Consider the following 20,021-nt stretch of genomic DNA (forward strand, 5'->3'; position numbering starts at 1 on the left):
ACCTTCCAGAACGACGAATAACGCCATGCGATTCTTGCTTCGCAGAGAATGGCATGGGCGGGATAATTTCACGAACCCGGGATCTGGAAGGTAGGGTAACGCGGCAGCTGCGGCCAGCGGCCCTATGTCAGGTTCGTCTCCGTGGTCAGCCCGCCTCCAGAGGGAGGGAAACCGCGAAGTGGACAGGATTTCTATTACAGCCACGTCGTTTCGCGGCTACGATCCGGACGAACTCGCGACTGTCTTGTCCACACCCGCCTCTCCGATCAAGGTCGAGCGGCTGAGCGGCGAAGCTCTCTCGTTCGACTGCGAATTCTTTTCGACCGGGACGATATCCTTCGGCAGTTGCGCCTATGAAGGCGACCTGCAATGCAAAAGGCAGGCACCAACCGACAAGCTATTGATCTTTCTTCCGACGCGGGGAACCGCCCTGTTCGACCCCGGTACGAAGGAGATCTGGTCGCGGCCCGGTCAAGGCACGATCCTTGACGGGGCGCGCAGCGAAAGCGTCCGGCTGTATAGCTCCCGCCGACACCTCACCCTGTTCATTGACCACCGCAAGATCGCCAACCACCTGATCAACATGCTGGAGCGGACGATCACTGGCAACCTCGAATTCCACCCGCACATCGATCTTGCCGCCGGCCCGGGGCTCGCCTTGGCACAGCTTGTCGAAAACCGCGTGCAACGGCCTGCGTGGAAACGCCCCGCTGCGGCAGTCCCCGTTGGCTCTTGCCTCGCTCGGCGATGCAGTGACCCATCTCCTGCTTGAGGCCGCTCCGCACCGCTACTCGGACCAACTCGGAAGCCCGGTTCCGCTACCGGCGCCGCGGCATGTGAAATGGGCGATCGACTTCATGCATGCGCACATTTCCGAGCCGATCACCATGGCCGATATTGCTGCGGCGGCGAAGGTGAGCGTGCGAACCCTGCAGCAGGGATTTCGACAGTTCCGCATGACCACGCCCATGGCCTATCTGCACGAGTTGCGGCTGACCGCTGCGCACCAGGATCTCATGAACACGCATGAGGCCCAAAGCGTCGCCGATATCGCGCTGAAATGGGGGTTCACGCATCTCGGCCGCTTCGCAGCCGACTACAGGAAGCGCTTCGGGCTCCTGCCTTCGCAAACAATGCGCAGCGGCAAGGGCTGAGACCGGGGTTGGAAAGTGCACCCCCGGGTCGGGCTGCTCTGGAGCCGCCTGTTCCCGAAGGAACCCCAGCGCGGCACAGGGCCAGATAAACAGGAATCACGCCAAATCGACGAACGAAGGCCTGAAACCGATGACGCCCGAACGTTTTACCGAATGTCTCGCCCGTTTGAGGTGGACGACGATCGATATCACATCCGCCCTCCAATGCCAGCTTTCCTGGGTCGAGGCCATGGAAAGCGGTCAGGCAGAGATCCCGGAGGACCTGGCTCGCTGGTTGGAAGGTCTGGCCAGATGCCATGAGGCCGCCGGCACTCCAACCCGCTATCGCGGCCTTGCGAATTTTGACGCGAGGCGCGCGCACTTTGGCGACGCCTGAGGCGCCTCCGCCAGCCTCAGCCGATCCGCGCGCCACTGCTGTCGAAGTACCGCCGCCGGTCGGGCGGTACCGTCAACCATACCGTCGATCCTGACGGAATGTCGTCGCCTTCCCGCAGCTCCACCACGACATTCTGCGCATCGCCGAGCTTGCAATAGACATAGCGCGTGCCGCCGAGATACTCGGTGAATTCCACGGTCGCCTTGACCGCATCCGGCCCGCCGGCGACGATCCGGATATGTTCGGGCCGCATGCCGACGACGATCCTTTCGCCGGCCTGATGCGCGTGCAGGCAGGCCCCGATCTCACTGTCGGCAAGCCGTACCCTTCCCGCGCCTCGCCATTCCGCATCCAGGAGGTTCATGCGTGGCGAACCGATGAAGCCCGCAACGAAGGTGTTGACGGGATTTTCATAGACGTCGCGCGGCGTGCCTGTCTGCTCGATCCTTCCGTCACGCAGGATGACGATCTGGTCGGCGAGCGTCATCGCCTCCGTCTGATCATGCGTCACATAGATCATCGTGTTGCCGAGGTCGCGATGCAGCCGGGCGATCTCGACCCGCATCGAGACGCGCAGCTCGGCATCGAGGTTGGAGAGCGGCTCGTCGAACAGGAAGACGTCCGGCTTGCGCACGATCGCCCGGCCGATCGCGACGCGCTGGCGCTGACCGCCCGACAATTGTCCCGGTCGCCGGTCGAGCAGGTGGTCGATCTTGAGAATTTCGGCGGCCTGCCCGACGCGGCGCTCGGTTTCCGCGCGGTCAGTCCGCGCCATCTTCAGTCCGAAGCCGAGGTTGTCGCGCACGCTCATGTGCGGATAAAGCGCATAGGATTGAAAGACCATGGCGATGCCGCGCTCGGAGGGATCGAGATCGGTCACGTCGCGTCCCTTGATGGCGATTTCGCCGTCGGTCACCTCCTCGAGCCCGGCGATCATGCGCAAGAGCGTCGATTTCCCGCAGCCCGACGGGCCGACGAAGACGACGAAGTCTCCGTCCCGGATCGTCAGATCGATGCCATGAACGACCTGCAGCGCGCCATAGCTCTTGCGCACCCCGTTGAGCGCTACACCAATCCTGTCCTGTTCCGTCATCTAGGCGCCACGCCTTTCGGCCTGCAGCCAGACGAGCATTTCGCCGGCCGCGCGATTGTCCCAGAGGTGGTAGGGCACCAGACGCAGGAGCGCGCCCCTCCTCGCCGCCGGCGCCGCGCGATAGAGCGTGTTGCCCCAGTCGGCCGTGTCCTCGCGCTCGACCGGCAGCTCGACGGCCACCGCCCCTTCGAGGTCCTGCAGGATCGCCGTCTTCGCCTCGGGCAGTTCCTCCGGCACGACGATCGTGTTGAGATCGCCGCCATTGTCGACCTCCTCGGCACAATAGACCAGCGGTCCGCGCATCAGCGCCACGCGGCCGGCATCCTGCCGGACCTTTGGATTGGCGTATTGCGGCCGAAGCCTCAGCGGCAAGTCGAGCGAAATCTCGTCGCCATCGGACCATTCCCTCTCGATCAGGGCATAGCCATCCGTCATCACGCCATCGAGGTCGATACTGCTTCCATTGACCGCGACACGAGCGCCATCCGCCCATTCCGGAATGCGCAGCGACAGCGCGAAATGCCGTGGCTCGTCGAGTTCGATCCTGATCGAAACCGCACCCTCCCACGGATAGTTGGTGACCTGCCGCAACGTGACCTGCGAGCCGCCCAGTTCCAGCCGCACAGTACTCTCCCCATAAAGATGGACGGCGATCTCGTCGGCCGCCACGCCGTACATGTAGGCGCCGACCGAGGCGACGAGCCGGGCGATGTTAGGCGGGCAGCAGGGGCAATTGTGCCACTTCCAGCGATGGTGCTTGCCGGTGCTCTCCAGCGGATTATCGTAGAAGAACGTTTTGCCGTCCAGCGAAAGGCCGCTGATCGCGCCGTTGTAGAGCGCCTGTTCCATGATATCGGCAAAGCGCCGGTTCGGTCCGCGCCCCAGCATGCGGCTTGCCCAGAAGACCAAGGCGACCGAGGCGCAGGTCTCGGCATAGGCCGTGTCATTCGGCAGGTCGTAATAGTCGGTAAAGCCTTCGTTTTTCGCGGAGGGGCCAATGCCGCCCGTCACGTACATCTGCTTCGTCGTCAGGTCGTCCCACAGCGTTTCGAGCGCTTCAGTAAGCGTGTCGTCCTTGTACTCGGTGGCGAGATCGGCCATGCCGGAATACATGTACATGGCGCGGACCGCGTGACCGACGACCTTCTTCTGCCGGCGCACGGGCTCGTGGGACTGGCTGTATTCGTGGGTCTTCTGGATGTAGTCCTTCGGCGAACGCCCATCGCGGATCGCCTCCTCTGTAAAGAAGTGCGGCTCCTGGCCGCGCTCGTCGATGAAGAACTTCGAAAGAGCGAGATATTTCTTCTCCCCGGTGACGCGCGCCAGCTTGACAAGCGCGAGCTCGATCTCCTGATGGCCGCAATAGCCGGGAAGCTGCCCTTCGCCGTGGCCGAATTTGCCGATCATGTAGTCGGCAAAGCGGCACATGACGTCGAGCAGCTTGCGCTTGCCGGTCGCCTGGAAATAGGCGACCGCCGCCTCGATCAGGTGCCCGGCGCAATAGAGCTCGTGATGGTCGCGAAGGTTCGTCCAGCGCCGATCCGGCTGCATCCGCTGGAACCAGGTGTTCAGATAGCCGTCCTTGTCCTGCAGCCGTTCGTACATGTCGATGATCTCATCGGCCCTGTCCTCCAGCCGCGGATTGGGCTGACGGTAGAGCGAATAGGCGATGGTTTCGATCGATTTCGCCAGATCGCTGTCCCAGAACATCTGCGTCGTTCCGCCCCAGGGCTGGATGGGGATGATGATCCCCGGGTTGGGGCGCCTCACATCGAGCGCCTGCAGCATGCCCGCCTCGACGCAACGGTCGAGCAGGATCTCGGCCGTGGCGTTGCAGACGGCATCCTGCCACTTGCCCCAGAATCCCCCGACCCGGACATCCGGTACGGCCACGGGCCTGAACTGACGGTCCTTGTTGCTCATGATGTGCCTTTCTCTGGTTATTTGACCGCGCCGGCCATCAGCCCGCGCATGTAGTAGCGTTGCAGCAGAAGGAAGACGATGAGGCAGGGGACGACCATGACGGCGACACCCGCCTGAACCGCACCCCAGTTGATCGCGCCGAGACGGCCGGCACGCACGGCGGTCATCAGCACCGGGAGGGTATAATTGTCGTTGCTGGAGAGCAGCACGAGGGCCGCAAAGAACTCGTTCCAGGCATTGAGGAAGGCGAAGATCGACACGGTCGCGATGCCGGGCATGACAAGCGGCAGCAGCACCCGGACGAGAAGCCGGAGATCGCGTGCGCCGTCGATCCGGGCGGCTTCCTCGATCTCCTTCGGCACGGCATCGAAGGCATTGCGCATCATGAAGACCGAAAAAGGAAGTTGCAGCGTCACATAGACGAGCATGAGGCCGAAGAGCGAATTGTTGAGGCCGAGGCGCGCCAGAATGATGAAGAGCGGCGTCAGGATCGATTGGAACGGGATCATCAGCGTCGCGATGACCAGCACGAAGAGCACGTTCTTGAACGGGAAGCGGTAGCGCGAGAAGCCATAGCCGGCGAGCACGCTGACGGCGACCGTCAGCAGCACCGTGCCGATCGATACCACCAGCGAATTGAACATGTGCTGCCAGATGCCGGAACCGAAGCCGTCGAGCGCGCGATAGGCATCGAAACTGAGGCCGGAACGCGGCCATGGCGGCAGTGGCGGCGTGACGGATTCGCTGTTCGGGCGGAAGGACGACAGCAGCGTGACCGCGAAGGGCGTCAGGAAGAAGAAGGCCGTGCCGATCCCGATGCCGTGATAGGCAAGCCTGTCCCACATCGCCTTGCGGGCACGGATTTCGCTTCGCGTCCTCATGGGCGGTCGTCTCCCACCTTGAGCAGCCAGAGCTGCACGACGCTGATGGCCACCAGGATCGCCAGCAGCGCGATCGACAGGGCGGCGCCATAGCCCAGATTGAAGGACACGAAGGACTGGTTGAAAATATAGTACACCACGGAGATCATCCGGTTCTGCGGCCCTCCGCTCGTCATGATGTAGAACTGGTCGAAGGCGAGGATGGAGCCCGTGACCGACAGGATCAGCGCCAGCGCCATTGTACGGCGCATCAGCGGCAGCGTGAGGTAGCGGAACCGCTGCCAGCGCCGGGCGCCATCGATGCGGGCAGCTTCGGTAAGCTCGGCCGGTATGGCCTGCAGGCCGGTGACGAGAATGATCATGGTGAAGCCGGCGATCTTCCAGACGACCATGGCGATAATGGTGAGGAAGGCCGCGTCGAATGTTGCAAGCAGGTTGAGGCGGCCGCTGGTCAGCCCGAGCCGCTGCATGAGCGGCGTAAAGAGGCCACTGTCGACATTGGCAAGCCACACCCAAAGCAGCGAGGCCGAGGCCAACCCGACGACCACCGGCAGAAAGATGATCGTTCGATAGACGGAAACCAGCGGCCGTTGTTTCTCGACGAAGATCGCCAGCGGAAAGGCAACGGCGAAGATCGCGATGGTGACGATGATCGTATAATGCGCCGTAAAGCCGAGCGCTGTCATGAAGCGCGCGTCGCTCATCATGCGAACATAGTTGCCGAAACCGATCCAGGCCGGTTGCCCGAGCAGCGGCCACTTATGCAGGCTCATCCAGACGGTGAAGAGCACCGGCAGGACAAAGAACACGATGACCAATGCCATTGCCGGCGCGATGTAGAGAAGACCGCGCCAGCCCGACCGCCGACGCGTGCGCCGCCGCCCTGTACTCGAAGTGAGAGCAGCCGTCGTCATGGTTCTGAGACAATTCGCAATGCCGCAAGCACGCCTGGGTTTGCGGGGACCGAACGGCCGGGTCTCGGGTAGCGCAACATCGCTGGTCGGTCCAGGGTAACACCCCCCTCTGCCCTCCCGGGCATCTCCCCCACAAGGGGGGAGATCGGGGAGGCACCGCTATGCGTCGAGCCTACCAGGCGCAGCGAGATTGACCTTGTCGAGGTGAGGAGGCGAAGAGCTCGCACCCTCGTGTTCTCCCCCCTTGTGGGGGAGATGCCCGGCAGGGCAGAGGGGGGTATCGGCACCCGCTTTTTCGGTTCTCGCCATTCCAATGTGATCGACCCCGAAGAGTTGAAGCGCGGGGCGTGGACGGCGAACCGCGCACGCTCCTCCCACGCGGGCCATCTTACTGGCCCGCGTCGATGATCGACTGCATCTCGGACTGCGCATTCGAGAAAGCGCCGTCGACGTCCTCGCCGTAGATCGCCGCATTGATGAAGGTTGCCCAAGGGCCATTCGACGAGTTGATCAGGTCGTTGAACTGCAGCGTATAGGGCGTCTTGGCGACGGCGATCGCCTCAATGCCGACCTTGAGGCGCGGATCGAGCCCTTCGAGAACCTCACCGGCGATATCGCCGCGGGTCGGCAGGCTGCCGTATTTCGCCATGATCTTCTGGCCTTCCATCGAATAGGTGTATTCGAGGAATTTCTTGACCGTCTCCAGCTTCGGCGTTCCCTTGGTGACGACGAAGTTGTCGCCGCCGGCAAAGGACGAGGGCTTGCCGTCGACCCCGGGGATCAGCGTGACGCCGAAGTCGATCTCCGGATGCTGGGTGACCAGCGTTCCGATGGCGAAGGCACCGATGCTCTGCTGGCCGATCTTGCCGTTGGTGAAGGTCAGGAAGTTGACGCCGTTGTCGCTTGCCGAACCGGCCGGAACCGTGTCCTTGGCAACGAGGTTGCGATAGATGTCGACCGCCTTGCGCATTTCAGGCGTGTCCAGCGTGGCCTTCTTGCTGTCGGCGGAAAGGATGTCGGCACCCGCACCCCAGACCAGCGGCGTGAAGGTGAAGATCATGCAGCCGCCGCAGCCGCCGCCCGAGAAGTAGAAGCCGTAGGTGTCGCCGCCGAGCGCGCGGATCTTCTCGGCATTGGCGCTAATCTCCTCCCAGGTCTTCGGCGCCTTTTCCGGATCGAGGCCGGCCTTGCGGTAGAGTTCCTTGTTCCAGGCGAAGATCGACGTCTCGACCGAAAGCGGCAGGCCGTAGACCTTGTCCTCATAGGTGCCGAGCTTGACATGCGACGGCGACAGCGAGTTGAAATAGGGCAGCGCTTTCGCCCAGTCGGTCAGGTTCTCGAGCTGGCCCGCGGCGGCGAAGGCGGGCGTGTAGATCAGGTCCAGCGACAGCGCGTCCGGCGCCTGTCCGCCGGCGATGGCGGTGGCGTATTTCTGAACGAGTTCGGAAAAGGGAACTTCGGTCAGTTCGACCTTGTCCTCACCTTTTGCATTGTAGGCCTTGACGACTTCCTTGAAGGAGTCGCCGATGCCGGTGCGAACCCACATGCTGATCGTTTCGGCAGAAGCAACGGAGAGCCCGAGCCCGTAGGCAAGCGTCGTTGCGGCAAGCAATCTTTTCAACACTTTCCATTCCTCCTCTTGACCGGAGCCGCTTCCAATGCAGGCTCCTCCTCCTCGTTCCATCGCCCTCGACCGCCACCTCTATTCAGGCCTGGCGGCTCCACCACAGGAGTGCCGGACGACCAGCTTGCAGGGCAATTTGCGCAAACCCGGCTCGGTCGGGCGTCCCTCGGCGAGCGCAAGCACCATCAACCCGGCCTCCCTGCCGAGTTCCTTCAAATTCATGTCGACCGTCGTCAGCGGCGGGCGCGTCTGTTCGGCGAGGATTTCCCAATTGTCGAAGCCGATGACGGAAACGTCGTCCGGCACCTTGACGCCACGCTCCCTCAGGGCATCGATCACGCCGCGGGCGATCTGGTCGTTTCCGCAGAAAATGCCGTCCGGCGGCCCTTCCTCGGCACTCCAGAGTTCGGCGATCGCCTCATGTCCCCAGCGCTCGGACCAGACACCGTAAAGCACCGGCGCATCCTCGCCCGCCTCCCTTGAGAAGGCGGCGGCGCGCTCGCGGACGGAAACGAAATCCTCAGGCCCCGTGATATGCACGAGCCGCAAACGGCCGAGCTTCTTGAGCCAGGCCGTTGCAAGGGCCGCACCCTGCGCGTCGTCCGCCATGAGCGTCACGCTTTCGGGAGCCCCCGCGGTGAAGGCATAGACGACGGGCACCGGCAGGCCAGCGAGATCGACCGGGAGAGACCTGTCGATCCGCTTGCCTGTCGCGATGATGCCATCCACCTGCTTGTCCAGCATGGCGTCGACATGGACCTTGCCGAGGGCCGGATCGTCTTCGATCGCGCATAGGAAGACCGAGACGCCGTGATCGACCAATGCCTCCGAAATGCCCGCCATGACCGGCAGGGTGAACCGGCCATAGGTGTCGTTCGTCAAGAGCCCGATGGTGAACGACCGGCTGGAAAGCAACCCGCGCGCCAGGGCGTTCGGCCGGAAACCTATTTCGGCGGCGATCCGCTTGATCCGCGCCCGGGTCTCGGCGGCCATGCGGCCGTTGTCGTTCAACGCCTTCGACACCGTCGAGACGCTGACGCCGGCTTCCCGTGCCAGATCGTGGATCGTCACGCGTCCGCTTTTGGCCCGCTGCGTCGTCAAATCGGCTCCTCACCCAAGAATAGACATGAGAAAACGTTTTCTCATGTCTACTTATGTTTGCCTGGGGTCGTCAAACTGGTTGAGGTGGATAGGAAGGCCCCGCTCACGACGCCCCACTTTCCTGCATCAGCGCTCTCGGCCCGGAACAACCAGCGCCTCTGGGGCTTCGTCGCCGCAAACTGGATGGATGCGATGCGGACGTGGCCCTTTTCTTCCGCTTCCACTCCCATAGGTATAGCTTCGTATCCCAACGCAACAGGAGCGGAAATACATGTCCTTACTGATCAGCGTGCTTGTGACGTTTCTCGTCGTTATCCTGGTGCTCTACCTCGTCAACCGGCTTCCGCTGGACGGGCGCACCAAGCAGATCGTCCAAGCCATCGTGATCATCATCGGCGTCTTGTCGTTGCTGAGGTATCTGGCGGTTTTCTAGGGGCGTGCTGCGAACGGCAGTCACCCGCGGCGCAGTCCGCCGCGGGTGTCTGCGGACGCGCAGGAGCCTGAATCAGGCAACTGGGTTGCGAATCACCCTGATCAAGGGCGATTATGGCCGCGTCACTGATCTCTGATTGCAAAGCAGACTGGCCGCTCCAATAATCGAGTCGAGACTCGTCAACCGAAGATGGTCTCCAGTATCGGAGGAACTACGCAATGAACAGAAACGTGATCATCGGTATCATAGTGGTCGCGATTGTCATCCTCGCGGTAATTTTCCTGATGCCGGGTGGCACCGAACAGACAGCCGAAACGCCACCGGCACCGGCACCCGCAGAACCTGCACCTGCACCGGCGGAACCTGCGCCTGCGCCTGCGACACCCGAACCGGCAACACCAGCACCAGCAACACCCGCGCCGGCGACACCGGAACCGGCTACCCCGGCGCCAGCCACGCCCGCGCCCGCGACGCCCGCACCGGCGCAATAGTCCGGCGGGCCACCTCGTTTGGGAAACCTCGCGCCCGCCCCGGGCGCGAGTGTTTTCTCCCTCGTTTTCCGAGCGGGCTTGAGAGCTGCGCCCGCGTGGCCGATGTCCTTCGCGAGCGCCGCTGCACGGGCGCCCGTCAGTCCGTCAGGGCGTGGATGCCCAGCATCTGAACGGTCGCCGTCGGCGCCTCTACCGCGATATGACAGGCCTCGATACTGCCGCCTCTCCCCCATTGCGCGGCAAGGCTCATCAGTTCCTCCTGTTCCTTCCGGAGCCGGTGCCAGGCGAGGATATCGTCGGCATGGGGGGCGTTCAGCCGCGGGTCGTAGAAGCGGTCGATTTCTTCATCGGCATCCTTGCGGGCGGCCTCCAGCCGCTGCTTCAAAGCATTCGTCTCGTCCTTCACCAGAAAATACCGGCGCATGACGGCAATCAGCGCAAGATCGTTCGGACTGGCGTTCAAGGGCGTTCCTCCGCGTGTGTTGCTGATAACAATTCCGCCGGAAGGCTCTCCGGGCTCACCGAGGCCTTCGCCCGAAACTGTGACGCTTTTCCGGCAAGGACAGTAGGAAGAAAGATCTAGATCTGGCGCTTGCCCCTGCTCATTCGGGGCCGTCTCCACCGCAAAAGCAAAACGGCCCGGCAGGGATTGCCGGGCCATTTTTTTCTGACAGTCGCGATGAGATCTACGCGTGCAGCCGCCGTTCCGGCTCGCCCGCCATGGTCTCCTCGCGCCGGTTGTGGCGAATCGACGACCAGAGCGACAGGCCGATGAGGCCCGCGCCGCCGAGCCCGGTGATGACTTCCGGAATATGGACCAGCGTCTGGAAGTACATCACCACGGAAAGGACCAGGATCGCATAGAAGGCGCCATGCTCCAGGTAACGGTATTCGCTGAGCGTTCCCTTCTCCACCAGCATCACCGTCATCGAGCGGACGTACATCGCGCCGATGCCAAGGCCGATGGCGATGATGAACAGGTTCTGGGTCAAGGCGAAGGCGCCGATGACGCCGTCGAACGAAAAGCTGGCATCGAGCACTTCCAGATAGAGGAAGGCGCCGAAACCACCCCTGGCCGCAGCGCTCATGGTCTGCTCCGTGGCGTCCAGGAGACCACCGACGATCTCGACCACGAGGAACGTCAGCAGGCCGTAGACCGCCGCATGGACGAAGGCGACCGCCTCTTCTCCCTCGAGCAAGGTCGAAAAGCCGAGAATAAGCGCCAGCACGAAGGCGATCTCGATGCCCCTGATGGTCGCAAAGCGCGCCATCTTGCGCTCGATCCAGGCGATCCAATGCACGTCCTTCTCATGGTCGAAGAAATAGTTGAGCCCAACCATCATCAGGAACGTTCCGCCGAAAGCGGCGATCGGCAGATGCGCATCGTGCATGATGCGGGAGTATTCCTCCGGACGTGCCGCAGCCAGGATGACCGCGTCGATGGGCCCGATATTTGCAGCGATCACCACGATCAACAGCGGAAAGACGATGCGCATCCCGAACACAGCGATGATGATACCCCAGGTGAGGAACCGCTGCTGCCAGACCGGCGTCATGTCCTTGAGCTTGTTGGCATTGACGATGGCATTGTCGAAAGACAGGGAGATTTCGAGAACAGCAAGCACGGCACAGACGAAGAAGACCGTCATCATGCCGCTGAGGGTGCCTGTCGATTGCCAACCGACCCAGGCGCCGAGTATCAGACCGGCAGCCGTGGTGAGAAAAGCCCACTTGAAGTAATCAAGTGTGCTTGATTGCGAGCGCGACTGTGTCATTGGCGCGCCTCCCCTGCCCGCGAATCCGTCGCGTCTGCAAATGGGAGATTGTTGAAAGGAAAAATACGCATGGCCGAACGGCCACATGCGTGCGGCATGAGTCGAATTTTCATGGTAGCGTCTTCCGCCGGCTGATTTGCTGGCGGTACCGACATCACGAGAGCGCCGTAAAAAACTCTCGCCAGAGGGGCCCGGCACCAATGTTCCTCCCGCGATCCGGTGTTTGAGAGCGGGAGCGTTTCTTTACTTAGCGAGATCGTGCTCTGCGTCAAGGGGAGTGGTATCATGCCCGTCCACTCGCCTCCCGCCTGCTGCAAGGGAACCAAACGCCGGCTCGATCAGTTTGACTTCCACCGGCAACCGGCTGCGAGGCAAGGCGTCATGCACTGTTTCTGGTGGGACAAGAGCGTCGATTTGGAGCTCGGCGAAACGGGCGGATATCGGTCCGTGAAAAGTACGCGGGAGGCCGTCGAATGCCTGCTGTTGCGCTGGCCGCAGCAAGATGGCCGCGCCCTCGCCGCCGCCAAACGGACTTGCCTCCAGGCGCTGGACGGCAAGATCAAGAGCGAGAAGGCCCGCAGGGCCTTCATCAAGGCGGCGGAGGAGGCGCACCTATCGATTCGCAGCCAATAGGGGCACCGAACGACGCCTCGACACCGGCCGTCCGTAGGCGGAGCTTAGCATTTGCTGCCTGCTTCCAGAGATCCTAGCCGATTCATGGATGAAAACTTGCAGCGGATCAAAGTGCTACAGCGACCTTTGTGCGCGTGAAAGACGCACTGCGCTGTAGGTACGAAAGGGACAGCCATGCTTGAGATTCCCTGGGATAAGCCGGTCAGCCTCAACATGCTGAACGGCAAATGCCGCACCGTCATCGGGCCGCTCGACGCAGTGAAATGCCTGCAAAGCGAGTGGCCGGTACGGAATGGTGCCTATTACGGCTGCGCGGTGCGCGCCTGCAACGCGGCGCTCAAACACCGAAAGAGACCCGAAGACGCCCGTGCCGCGTTCCTCGCCGCTTCCCGCGAGGCCTTCCTGACCATCGTCGCGGAGACGGGGCAGGACGGCGCTGGCGATAATTATCGCCGCGTCGAGTGAGCACCCGTCCCTAGCGTGCCCATTCTGCCGGTCTTCCTTTCTGGCGACGCGGTGCGACATCCTCCTCCGGGAACTCTTTTTTGGTTTCAGGCATTTACAGCGAGCCGACGTGAAGTGTCCGGCTCCGGCCACGCGCCGGGACAATTCCAAGTACCATCGCAATGTTAAGAGACGGGTCTCTCGGATGGCCAACAGCTTCAGCAGATTTTCAACAGCCGTTTCGGAATATTCCGGCAGGCCAGTCACCTTCGTGATCGCGGTTGCAACGATCGCCCTTTGGGGCATCACCGGACCATTTTTTGGCTTTTCCGAGACATGGCAACTCATCATCAATACCGGCACGACGATTGTCACCTTTCTGATGGTCTTCGTCCTGCAGAATTCGCAGAATCGCGATGGCACCGCGCTCCAGGCGAAGCTGGATGAACTGATCCTGACGAGCGAGGCCGAAAACCGGTTCATCGGGATCGAAAAACTCGATGATCGGGAACTGAAGCGCCTCAGCGAAATCTTGAAGGAGCATGCGGCGAGCGAGGACGATCATGCGCTGCACAGGAAGATCACCGCGGCATCCGGTCGGCAGCCGAAACGGGCCGGCGCCCGCTAGTCTCGCTCCGTGGAACCAAAAACAACCATGACCGTTTGCCTGAAGGCAAAGGACCACAGGAACGCAAGCCGGCCTTCACCCGGTCAATGAATTCGTCATTCGCCCGAGGCTGGAAGCGCGACAGGAGGATGAGCATATGCACGTTGTCGGCACACAGGTTATTCCGGAACAGGGCGGAAGGGCAGGTTTCACCGTCGAATTCGTCGGCGAGGGAGGGGAAATCGTCTCCGTATCGCTCCGCAACGACGCCGGCGGCAGCCTCAACCGTATGAATGCGGTGGAGCGCGCCAAGGAGGTGATGATGGAACTCGCCAACACCGAGACCAATGATCTCGAGAACGGCGAAAGCCCGACAGGCCAACCGAACATGCGCCGCAGCGCTCGCTTCAACAAGGACACCGACGAGATGGAACGGCAGCTCGACGAGGGGCTCGAGGACAGCTTCCCGGCCAGCGATCCCGTTTCGGTGACGGTTTCGACAATCCCGACCGACCGGGCGAAAAAGCACTAGCATGACCGGTCGCCCGTCTGTCGCGCTGGTCACCGGCGCCGGATCCGGCATCGGCAGGGCCACGGCATGCGTGCTCGCTGCACGAGGCACCCAAGTGGGCGTTCTGGGCCGCACCCGGCCCGAACTCGAGGAAGTGGCCGCTGAAATCGATGCGCTGGGCGGAACGGCGCTGGTCCTCGAGGCTGACGTCTCCGAGGAGATCCCCATGCGCGAGGCGGTGGATGAACTCGTCTCCGTCTTCGGCGGTCTCGATATCGTCGTCGCCAACGCCGGCATCAACGGCGTCTGGGCGCCGATCGACGATCTGAAGCCATTCGAATGGGACGAGACGATTGCCGTCAATCTCCGGGGCACATTCCTGACTTTGCACACGACAGTCCCCCATCTGAAACAAAACGGCGGTGGCGCAATCGTGGTCGTCTCGTCGATCAACGGGACGCGAACCTTCACGACACCGGGCGCCACGGCCTATACGGCCACCAAGGCTGCCCAGGTCGCGATGGTCCAGCAACTGGCTTTGGAATTGGCCAGGCACCAAATCCGCGTCAATGCCGTCTGCCCGGGCGAGATCGACACCAGCATTTCGGAGAATACGAGCCTGCGCCATGAAGAGGAAACGGCGATACCGGTCGAGTGGCCGGTCGGACAGGTTCCGATTACCGGGGGCAAGCCCGGACGCAGCGAGGACGTCGCCGAACTCATCCGCTTCCTCGTCTCGGACGAGGCGCGGCATATCACCGGCAGCCCCGTCTGGGTCGATGGCGGACAGGGACTGCTGCGCTAAGGCGCCAAAGATCGCTGTAGTTTTGCTCGTGCGTATGGCGTTGTCCCAAAACCGCTGCGCACTCTCGGGTGACGGACGCTGGAATTTATCACACCGGCCCAACAGGAAGCCCCGCCGGGAGGGGCGGGGCCATACCGCATCAGCGATTGAACGCCCGGAACCGTAGGGGCTTGCGGAGAGGGAACTGTTCCGCGCGTTCCGGGGGTTAAACCGGAAGCGCTCCGAATTGTTCCTGGTGATGAGAAATAATCGCGGCCTGCGCCAGCGCGAAGCCGCTGCTGCAACTTGAAGCGGCCGGGCCGCCCTGCGGCGAAGGAATCGTTAACCATCTTGCCGATAGAGCTTTGCATTAAGCGAGTGCGGGGTGATTCGATGGAAGCTGAAGTCAACGAGCGGACGAGTGTATTCAAGGCCGGCGGGATCGTCGCGTTTCCTCTCGGGGCCCGCACCGGCGAGATCGATCGCTGCGCTCGGGAGCTCGATCGGGTCCACGGAAATGCCGCTCTGCAATTCTGGAAAGCGGAGTGCCGGAAGCTTGCTGACGAACTCTCGATGCTTGGCTTGGGGGAAGAGCAAATCCGCAGCCAGGTCCTTGCCTTCCAGGCGGAAGTCCAGGCCGCCATCGCACGCCGTTACGAGGCGCCCGCCGTCGAACGAAATCGGTCCGACAGCAGGACATGATCATCGATCGGTCTTAATGAAATGCCCGGATCAGGCGCCTTCACTGCCTGTCCAACTGTGGACGGCGAAATGCGCCTCCTCGGCCGCCTTGATGAAGGCAGCGCGGGCGACATCCGGCTCGTCCTGTCCGTCGATCACACGGTCACAGATGGCGATCGCCGCGCGCCTGGCGCTACCATCGCCATCCGGCAACGGCCAATGGTTCTTGAGGCAAAGGAACGCATCGCGCGTGCTTTGCACGCGAAGCACCCGGTTCGGCGCTTCCAGGATCACTGCTTCGCTCCACAGGCGGTCCTGCGTCAGGCCGGGCATGGCGACATTCCTTCAAGCTGTTGATCTGCCGGTTCGTGGGGGCGGGACATGCCCTCAAGCACGAGCTCGCCAAGTTCCGGGCTGACGCGAATGATATCCGCCAGTGCGATGATACCGGCGGCGTGACGCTTTTCATCCACGACCACAAGCTGGCGTATCCTCAGATCGTGCATCTTCTGAGCGGCGAGCAGGATGCTGTCTCCCTCCTCGCAGGATTCCGCCGCCACCGTCATGAACTCGAACACCGCCGTCGATGTCGAAAGGGCCTGGGCCACGACCGAGGTGAGGATGTCGCGATCGGTGACAATCCCCAGGATCGTGCCAACTCCCGGAACCTCCACCGGCAATGCGCCGACACCGGTTTCCTTCATCAGTCGGGCAACGGACTGCGCCGTGTCCGTCGGCGAAACCGTATAGACCTGACGGGACATCACGTCGCGGACACGCATCGCCTTGTCCAAGGGCGCCTTGTCGTCAGGGCCGGCCATCTACAAGGCTCCTGCCGTTGACCGAGGCCGGCACCGCGATTTCCTCATCCGGCGTTTTCTTGAGGGGAAGATCGACCTGGTGCGGGACGGTGACCTGCGGTTGCCATGCGTTGCGCGGCGCCTTTTTGCCGGGATTTGGATTTTCAGGCGGCCGGGCAAATCTCGGACGCATTTTCTTTGCTCGTTGTCGCACGATTCAATCCCTTCTGTTGACGTGGACCTGCGCGGCCGAAACCGCGGACTTTTTGTTAACGCGCCAACAGACAGGGCGGTTCCCCACAAATTTGCTCGGCTTTGCAGTTTATTCACGTCGCCGCCCCTTCCGGATCCTGTGCAGCACGCATCGTGGCCGCCTGCAGGATGGAGGTGATCTCCTCGGTTACGGCATTTTGCCTCGCGAAAGCCTCCGAGGGGACGATCCCGGGATCTTCCTCATGATCCTGGACGATCCGGACTTCGTCCAGAACGCGGTTGATCTCCGGCCATACGTCCTGGTGGCGGGCCAGCGCCGAGAGGAGGGCGATCAGGATTTCCCGATGGGCTGCCAGCTGAAATGCCACATCCTGCATGGTCGCCTCACTGCGTGAACGACGGGAAATGCGGCATGGAGGCAGTCCGCCGTGCCGCATAATCCGGATTTACTGGACGATTTCTACCACCGCGCGGGTCTTGGGATTTATGACCACGCGCTTTTCGTTCACGATCGCATAGCCAAACTCCGGCTGATCGGGAATCGTATGGATCTCGACGGTTTCCGGCAGGGGCTGTCCAACGACGATCTCCCCCTCGTACACGACCGACGGCGTCTGCTGCTCCATGACATAGGTCCTGACTTCGCCCGGCAAGACGACGGTCGTCTGAGCGATCGCCGATGCAGGGAGCATCAGGGCGGCACAAATCAAGGCAAATTTCTTCATGATTTTCTCCTTCCTAAGGCCCACCTAACCGGGTGCGACGGCGTTTGGTTCCCGCAAGCCGTTTGGCCCCTCCTCGCAAACGTCCTTTGTGCCAACCAGAGACATCGGGATTTCTGGCCAACGGGCGATGCCAACGCTGTTCCGATGCCAAACGCCGTGAATTGTCCGCCTCGCTAGGAACCAAAACCGCAGACAGGCATTTTCCTTCGCGTCACCAAAAAATACTCACGGCCAGAAGGGCGATATTTGATATGCCTGCCACCGCCGGTCACGCGTCGCAGCCATTACCGCAAATTGAAGAGCAGGTCGTCGACCTGATACCGGCGTTGCGGGCTTTTGCCCGGACTTTTACGTCGGCGTCATTCGAGGCTGACGATCTCGTGCAGGAAACGCTGCTCCGCGCTCTGCGCAGCATCGATCAGTTTGCGCCGGGCACGAGCCTCAAATCCTGGCTGTTCACGATCATGCGCAACGCGTTCCGCACGCAATACAAGATTCGTACCCGCGAAGGGCCCGGAAGCACCAACTGCGCGGAATTGCCGATCCCGACCGCTCCGTCCCAGGAGTGGTCTGTGCTCAATGGCGAGCTTCGGATAGCCTTGGGATGTCTTTCTCCCGAGCACCGCGAAGTCCTGGTGCTCGTTGCCGGTTTCGGCATGAGCTATAAGGAGGCAGCCGATATTTGCGATTGCGCAATCGGAACGATCAAAAGCAGGTTAAGCCGCGCTCGCGACGAATTGACCGTGCAGATGCACGGGAACCCCTTGAACTAGACGATGGTTTCGCGGCGGTTGCGGTCATTTCTTGCGCGCGTTGAGCGCTTCCTGCAACTGCTGCGCCAGCTCTAGCAGACGTTGCGGCACCGGTTCCTTCTCAATCTTGTTCAACAGGAATGCGATCCGCTCCTCGACGGCCATGTCTGCGTCCGCATCGGTGCTGGCTTTGGCTTCGCTCATTCGTCCGTCCTTCTACCGGGATGCCGAACTTAAAATATGGTCCCCGGTTCCTGGTGTAAATCACCAAAACGAATTCGACACGAAAACCGTATCCCCTTGAATTTACGCCATCTTTTCCGTCACCGGCGTGGCGGATCCTATCCAACCGAAGATTGACGACGCCAGAACCGGAGCGGCAGATAAGGCATCGAGAGCGCTCAAGACTTCGAGACGTGTTCCTTCTTGCCCTTGCGCTTGGTCGACGCCATTTCCTCGAGTTCCTTTTCGCTCATGGACTCGGCCATGCCCTTGGAGGCGCCCTTGAGCTCACTTTTCTTCATGTCGCCACGCTTGGCGGCGAGTGCAGCGCCGGCCGCCTTCTGCTGTGCCTTCGATTTTGCAGGCATCCTGACTTCCTCCGCTTCACGCGAGCCGGACGGCCGCGAGCGTGTCGATCTTGCGACATTCCGCGCCCTGGCCATTCGGTGATTTCGAGGCTTTTGGAACCGGCGAGATCGAATTATGTTCCGCGAACCGCACCGCGTCGGGGGATGTTTATTCCGGCTCGACGAGACTCGTCGCGAGGATCTTGTCTATCCGCCTGCCGTCCATGTCGACGATCTCGAATCGCCAGCCGTCGAACTCGAAGCATTCACCGGCATCGGGCAGATGCCCGAGAATGTGCAGCGCGAAACCGGCGATCGTGTGATAGCCGCCGTCCTGCGGCCGGTCGTGCAGCTTCAGTCTGTCGAAAGCGTCGTGGGCCGACATCATGCCGTCGATGAGGAGAGAGCCGTCCTCGCGTTCTATCACCGCCCGTTCTTCCGCCTCGATGTCCGGCAGTTCGCCGGCGATCGCCTCCAGAAGATCGGTCTGCGTGACGATGCCTTCGAGGCTTCCATATTCGTCGACGATCGTCGCGAGGCGGACGGGCGCGGACTTGAAACGCTCGAGAACGCGGAAAACCGGTGTCGCCTCATGCAGGATCAACGGTTCACGGATAACGCCGAAGGGGTCGACGGGCTTGCCGTCGAGCAATTGATCGAGCAGGTCCTTCTTCAGCACCATGCCTATCGGCTCGTCGATATTGCCCCTGCCGATCAGCAACTGCTCGTGCCGACAGTCCCGGATCGTTCTTAAAACATCCGCCGGCGGGTCGTCGGCATCGATCCAGTCGACATCGACACGCGGGGTCATGAAATCGGAAATCCGGCGATCGCCGATGCTGAAGATACGCTGGACAAGTTCCTGCTGGGCTTCATCGAGGAGGCCGGCCTGGTGGCTCTCCGCAACGATGAGCTTCAGTTCCGCAGGCGAGTGCAGCGAGGCTTCACCTGCGCCCGGCCTCAAGCCGGCGAGACGCAGCACGAGATTGCCAAGGCCATTCAACACCAGGATTGCCGGTCGCAGCAGAAACAGAAACATTCCGAGCGGCCGGACGACGGCGAGCGCCGTGCCCTCGCTGCGCTGCAGCGCCAGGCTCTTCGGCGCCAATTCGCCAAGCACGATATGAAGCGCGGTGATGATCACGAAGGAAACCACCGATGCGATGGCATGCGATCCGGCCGTGGCCCAGAACTGCGGCAGGATCGACAAGAGCGGCTCGATCAGATGGGCGAGAGCGGGCTCGCCGATCCATCCGAGGGCAAGCGACGAGATGGTAATGCCGAGCTGCGTTGCGGCGAGATTGGCGTCGAGGTTATCGACGGCGCGTCGAAGCGCGGTCGCATTCATCCGCTTCTGCGTGACAAGCTCCGCGACGCGGCTGCGCCGAACCGAAACCAGCGAGAATTCGGCCGCAACGAAGAAGCCGTTCGCGGCCACAAGCAAGAACACTGCCATGATTCCGAGGAAATCGAACAGGCTACTGTCAGGGGTGGGCATGTTCTCCCTTTCGGCCCGCAAAAAGGCCCAGCCGTTTCA

At 62.0% G+C, this 20,021-nt stretch carries 26 protein-coding genes; 11 read left to right on the forward strand and 15 right to left on the reverse strand.

Features of this window, described 5'->3' with window-relative positions; all coding sequences use genetic code 11:
• Nucleotides 1-178: 178 nt before the first annotated feature.
• From NGR_RS33075 to NGR_RS08895, 3 genes are all read left to right on the forward strand, one after another.
• Nucleotides 179-772 carry a cupin domain-containing protein gene (locus tag NGR_RS33075; RefSeq protein ID WP_015887923.1) on the forward strand — a complete coding sequence of 198 codons (594 nt, stop codon included), beginning with the start codon at nt 179-181 and terminating at the stop codon, nt 770-772.
• Nucleotides 753-1,154: a helix-turn-helix transcriptional regulator gene (locus NGR_RS33080; protein ID WP_240545076.1), complete on the forward strand. Its 402-nt coding sequence runs from the start codon at nt 753-755 to the stop codon at nt 1,152-1,154. The genes NGR_RS33075 and NGR_RS33080 overlap by 20 nt, the downstream gene beginning before the upstream one ends.
• Before the next feature lie 130 nt (nt 1,155-1,284).
• On the forward strand, nt 1,285-1,530 hold the full coding sequence (locus NGR_RS08895; RefSeq protein WP_015887925.1) for a hypothetical protein: 246 nt from the start codon (nt 1,285-1,287) through the stop codon (nt 1,528-1,530).
• Between the two features lie 16 nt (nt 1,531-1,546).
• Here NGR_RS08895 and NGR_RS08900 read toward each other — a convergent pair whose 3' ends face one another.
• The 6 genes from NGR_RS08900 to NGR_RS08925 form a co-directional block, all read right to left on the reverse strand.
• Complete coding sequence (locus NGR_RS08900; protein ID WP_015887926.1) at nt 1,547-2,623, reverse strand: ABC transporter ATP-binding protein; 1,077 nt, start codon at nt 2,621-2,623, stop codon at nt 1,547-1,549.
• Nucleotides 2,624-4,546 carry a glycoside hydrolase family 127 protein gene (locus NGR_RS08905; protein ID WP_015887927.1) on the reverse strand — a complete coding sequence of 641 codons (1,923 nt, stop codon included), beginning with the start codon at nt 4,544-4,546 and terminating at the stop codon, nt 2,624-2,626.
• Between the two features lie 17 nt (nt 4,547-4,563).
• Nucleotides 4,564-5,427: a carbohydrate ABC transporter permease gene (locus NGR_RS08910; RefSeq protein WP_015887928.1), complete on the reverse strand. Its 864-nt coding sequence runs from the start codon at nt 5,425-5,427 to the stop codon at nt 4,564-4,566.
• A complete protein-coding gene (locus NGR_RS08915) occupies nt 5,424-6,341 on the reverse strand; it encodes a carbohydrate ABC transporter permease (protein ID WP_015887929.1) in 918 nt (305 codons plus the stop codon). The genes NGR_RS08910 and NGR_RS08915 overlap by 4 nt, the downstream gene beginning before the upstream one ends.
• A 388-nt stretch (nt 6,342-6,729) precedes the next feature.
• On the reverse strand, nt 6,730-7,965 hold the full coding sequence (locus tag NGR_RS08920; protein WP_015887930.1) for an ABC transporter substrate-binding protein: 1,236 nt from the start codon (nt 7,963-7,965) through the stop codon (nt 6,730-6,732).
• A gap of 78 nt (nt 7,966-8,043) precedes the next feature.
• Entirely contained in the window at nt 8,044-9,066 is a 1,023-nt protein-coding gene (locus tag NGR_RS08925; RefSeq protein WP_015887931.1) for a LacI family DNA-binding transcriptional regulator, read from the reverse strand.
• A 271-nt stretch (nt 9,067-9,337) separates the two neighbouring features.
• On the opposite strand from NGR_RS08925, the gene NGR_RS32270 reads away from it, so the two are divergent.
• Nucleotides 9,338-9,499 (forward strand): Thivi_2564 family membrane protein, encoded by a 162-nt coding sequence (locus NGR_RS32270; protein ID WP_014331478.1) that lies wholly within the window; start codon nt 9,338-9,340, stop codon nt 9,497-9,499.
• Between the two features lie 627 nt (nt 9,500-10,126).
• Here NGR_RS32270 and NGR_RS08930 read toward each other — a convergent pair.
• Nucleotides 10,127-10,453, reverse strand: coding sequence for a hypothetical protein (locus NGR_RS08930; protein WP_015887932.1), 327 nt, complete (start codon nt 10,451-10,453; stop codon nt 10,127-10,129).
• A 223-nt stretch (nt 10,454-10,676) separates the two neighbouring features.
• Nucleotides 10,677-11,765: a DUF475 domain-containing protein gene (locus NGR_RS08935; RefSeq protein WP_015887933.1), complete on the reverse strand. Its 1,089-nt coding sequence runs from the start codon at nt 11,763-11,765 to the stop codon at nt 10,677-10,679.
• Nucleotides 11,766-12,146: 381 nt separating this feature from the next.
• On the opposite strand from NGR_RS08935, the gene NGR_RS08940 reads away from it, so the two are divergent.
• From NGR_RS08940 to NGR_RS08965, 6 genes are all read left to right on the forward strand, one after another.
• Complete coding sequence (locus NGR_RS08940; RefSeq protein WP_164924112.1) at nt 12,147-12,398, forward strand: DUF982 domain-containing protein; 252 nt, start codon at nt 12,147-12,149, stop codon at nt 12,396-12,398.
• 174 nt (nt 12,399-12,572) lie between these two features.
• Nucleotides 12,573-12,863, forward strand: coding sequence for a DUF982 domain-containing protein (locus NGR_RS08945; protein WP_015887935.1), 291 nt, complete (start codon nt 12,573-12,575; stop codon nt 12,861-12,863).
• 184 nt (nt 12,864-13,047) lie between these two features.
• The gene (locus NGR_RS08950) at nt 13,048-13,470 is read left to right on the forward strand and encodes a low affinity iron permease family protein (protein WP_015887936.1); all 423 of its coding nucleotides are present in this window, start codon (nt 13,048-13,050) and stop codon (nt 13,468-13,470) included.
• A gap of 136 nt (nt 13,471-13,606) precedes the next feature.
• Nucleotides 13,607-13,981: a hypothetical protein gene (locus NGR_RS08955; protein WP_015887937.1), complete on the forward strand. Its 375-nt coding sequence runs from the start codon at nt 13,607-13,609 to the stop codon at nt 13,979-13,981.
• A gap of 1 nt (nt 13,982) precedes the next feature.
• Nucleotides 13,983-14,765 (forward strand): SDR family oxidoreductase, encoded by a 783-nt coding sequence (locus NGR_RS08960; protein WP_015887938.1) that lies wholly within the window; start codon nt 13,983-13,985, stop codon nt 14,763-14,765.
• A 372-nt stretch (nt 14,766-15,137) separates the two neighbouring features.
• Nucleotides 15,138-15,446, forward strand: a complete 309-nt coding sequence (locus tag NGR_RS08965; RefSeq protein ID WP_015887939.1) for a DUF6074 family protein — start codon at nt 15,138-15,140, stop codon at nt 15,444-15,446.
• Between the two features lie 30 nt (nt 15,447-15,476).
• Here the strand turns inward: NGR_RS08965 and NGR_RS08970 are convergent, their stop codons facing one another.
• The 4 genes from NGR_RS08970 to NGR_RS08985 form a co-directional block, all read right to left on the reverse strand.
• The gene (locus NGR_RS08970; RefSeq protein WP_015887940.1) at nt 15,477-15,758 is read right to left on the reverse strand and encodes a DUF982 domain-containing protein; all 282 of its coding nucleotides are present in this window, start codon (nt 15,756-15,758) and stop codon (nt 15,477-15,479) included.
• The gene (locus NGR_RS08975; protein ID WP_015887941.1) at nt 15,746-16,246 is read right to left on the reverse strand and encodes a CBS domain-containing protein; all 501 of its coding nucleotides are present in this window, start codon (nt 16,244-16,246) and stop codon (nt 15,746-15,748) included. Before NGR_RS08975 ends, NGR_RS08970 begins: the two co-directional genes overlap by 13 nt.
• A gap of 305 nt (nt 16,247-16,551) precedes the next feature.
• Nucleotides 16,552-16,815, reverse strand: coding sequence for a hypothetical protein (locus NGR_RS08980; RefSeq protein WP_015887942.1), 264 nt, complete (start codon nt 16,813-16,815; stop codon nt 16,552-16,554).
• Nucleotides 16,816-16,884: 69 nt separating this feature from the next.
• The gene (locus tag NGR_RS08985; RefSeq protein ID WP_015887943.1) at nt 16,885-17,163 is read right to left on the reverse strand and encodes a DUF1236 domain-containing protein; all 279 of its coding nucleotides are present in this window, start codon (nt 17,161-17,163) and stop codon (nt 16,885-16,887) included.
• Between the two features lie 251 nt (nt 17,164-17,414).
• Between NGR_RS08985 and NGR_RS08990 the strand changes: the two genes are divergently transcribed.
• Nucleotides 17,415-17,936, forward strand: coding sequence for a sigma-70 family RNA polymerase sigma factor (locus NGR_RS08990; protein ID WP_015887944.1), 522 nt, complete (start codon nt 17,415-17,417; stop codon nt 17,934-17,936).
• Between the two features lie 24 nt (nt 17,937-17,960).
• Here the strand turns inward: NGR_RS08990 and NGR_RS32280 are convergent, their stop codons facing one another.
• The 3 genes from NGR_RS32280 to NGR_RS09000 all read right to left on the reverse strand — a co-directional run bounded on the left by NGR_RS32280 (nt 17,961) and on the right by NGR_RS09000 (nt 19,982).
• The gene (locus NGR_RS32280) at nt 17,961-18,119 is read right to left on the reverse strand and encodes a hypothetical protein (protein WP_015887945.1); all 159 of its coding nucleotides are present in this window, start codon (nt 18,117-18,119) and stop codon (nt 17,961-17,963) included.
• 197 nt (nt 18,120-18,316) lie between these two features.
• On the reverse strand, nt 18,317-18,505 hold the full coding sequence (locus tag NGR_RS08995; protein WP_014762197.1) for a DUF3008 family protein: 189 nt from the start codon (nt 18,503-18,505) through the stop codon (nt 18,317-18,319).
• 148 nt (nt 18,506-18,653) lie between these two features.
• Nucleotides 18,654-19,982, reverse strand: coding sequence for a hemolysin family protein (locus NGR_RS09000; protein ID WP_015887946.1), 1,329 nt, complete (start codon nt 19,980-19,982; stop codon nt 18,654-18,656).
• Nucleotides 19,983-20,021 lie beyond the last annotated feature (39 nt).

The sequence above is a fragment of the Sinorhizobium fredii NGR234 genome (assembly GCF_000018545.1).
In the GTDB taxonomy this organism is placed as follows: domain Bacteria; phylum Pseudomonadota; class Alphaproteobacteria; order Rhizobiales; family Rhizobiaceae; genus Sinorhizobium; species Sinorhizobium fredii_A.

What these genes read in the sequence shown, in the direction of transcription:
- NGR_RS08895 (WP_015887925.1), top strand. Translation starts at nt 1,285, where the DNA reads ATGACGCCCGAACGTTTTACCGAATGTCTCGCCCGTTTGAGGTGGACG.
- NGR_RS08900 (WP_015887926.1), bottom strand. Translation starts at nt 2,623, where the DNA reads ATGACGGAACAGGACAGGATTGGTGTAGCGCTCAACGGGGTGCGCAAG.
- NGR_RS08905 (WP_015887927.1), bottom strand. Translation starts at nt 4,546, where the DNA reads ATGAGCAACAAGGACCGTCAGTTCAGGCCCGTGGCCGTACCGGATGTC.
- NGR_RS08910 (WP_015887928.1), bottom strand. Translation starts at nt 5,427, where the DNA reads ATGAGGACGCGAAGCGAAATCCGTGCCCGCAAGGCGATGTGGGACAGG.
- NGR_RS08915 (WP_015887929.1), bottom strand. Translation starts at nt 6,341, where the DNA reads ATGACGACGGCTGCTCTCACTTCGAGTACAGGGCGGCGGCGCACGCGT.
- NGR_RS32270 (WP_014331478.1), top strand. Translation starts at nt 9,338, where the DNA reads ATGTCCTTACTGATCAGCGTGCTTGTGACGTTTCTCGTCGTTATCCTG.
- NGR_RS08935 (WP_015887933.1), bottom strand. Translation starts at nt 11,765, where the DNA reads ATGACACAGTCGCGCTCGCAATCAAGCACACTTGATTACTTCAAGTGG.
- NGR_RS08940 (WP_164924112.1), top strand. Translation starts at nt 12,147, where the DNA reads ATGCACTGTTTCTGGTGGGACAAGAGCGTCGATTTGGAGCTCGGCGAA.
- NGR_RS08945 (WP_015887935.1), top strand. Translation starts at nt 12,573, where the DNA reads ATGCTTGAGATTCCCTGGGATAAGCCGGTCAGCCTCAACATGCTGAAC.
- NGR_RS08950 (WP_015887936.1), top strand. Translation starts at nt 13,048, where the DNA reads ATGGCCAACAGCTTCAGCAGATTTTCAACAGCCGTTTCGGAATATTCC.
- NGR_RS08955 (WP_015887937.1), top strand. Translation starts at nt 13,607, where the DNA reads ATGCACGTTGTCGGCACACAGGTTATTCCGGAACAGGGCGGAAGGGCA.
- NGR_RS08960 (WP_015887938.1), top strand. Translation starts at nt 13,983, where the DNA reads ATGACCGGTCGCCCGTCTGTCGCGCTGGTCACCGGCGCCGGATCCGGC.
- NGR_RS08965 (WP_015887939.1), top strand. Translation starts at nt 15,138, where the DNA reads ATGGAAGCTGAAGTCAACGAGCGGACGAGTGTATTCAAGGCCGGCGGG.
- NGR_RS08970 (WP_015887940.1), bottom strand. Translation starts at nt 15,758, where the DNA reads ATGCCCGGCCTGACGCAGGACCGCCTGTGGAGCGAAGCAGTGATCCTG.
- NGR_RS08975 (WP_015887941.1), bottom strand. Translation starts at nt 16,246, where the DNA reads ATGGCCGGCCCTGACGACAAGGCGCCCTTGGACAAGGCGATGCGTGTC.
- NGR_RS08980 (WP_015887942.1), bottom strand. Translation starts at nt 16,815, where the DNA reads ATGCAGGATGTGGCATTTCAGCTGGCAGCCCATCGGGAAATCCTGATC.
- NGR_RS08985 (WP_015887943.1), bottom strand. Translation starts at nt 17,163, where the DNA reads ATGAAGAAATTTGCCTTGATTTGTGCCGCCCTGATGCTCCCTGCATCG.
- NGR_RS08990 (WP_015887944.1), top strand. Translation starts at nt 17,415, where the DNA reads ATGCCTGCCACCGCCGGTCACGCGTCGCAGCCATTACCGCAAATTGAA.
- NGR_RS32280 (WP_015887945.1), bottom strand. Translation starts at nt 18,119, where the DNA reads ATGAGCGAAGCCAAAGCCAGCACCGATGCGGACGCAGACATGGCCGTC.
- NGR_RS08995 (WP_014762197.1), bottom strand. Translation starts at nt 18,505, where the DNA reads ATGCCTGCAAAATCGAAGGCACAGCAGAAGGCGGCCGGCGCTGCACTC.
- NGR_RS09000 (WP_015887946.1), bottom strand. Translation starts at nt 19,982, where the DNA reads ATGCCCACCCCTGACAGTAGCCTGTTCGATTTCCTCGGAATCATGGCA.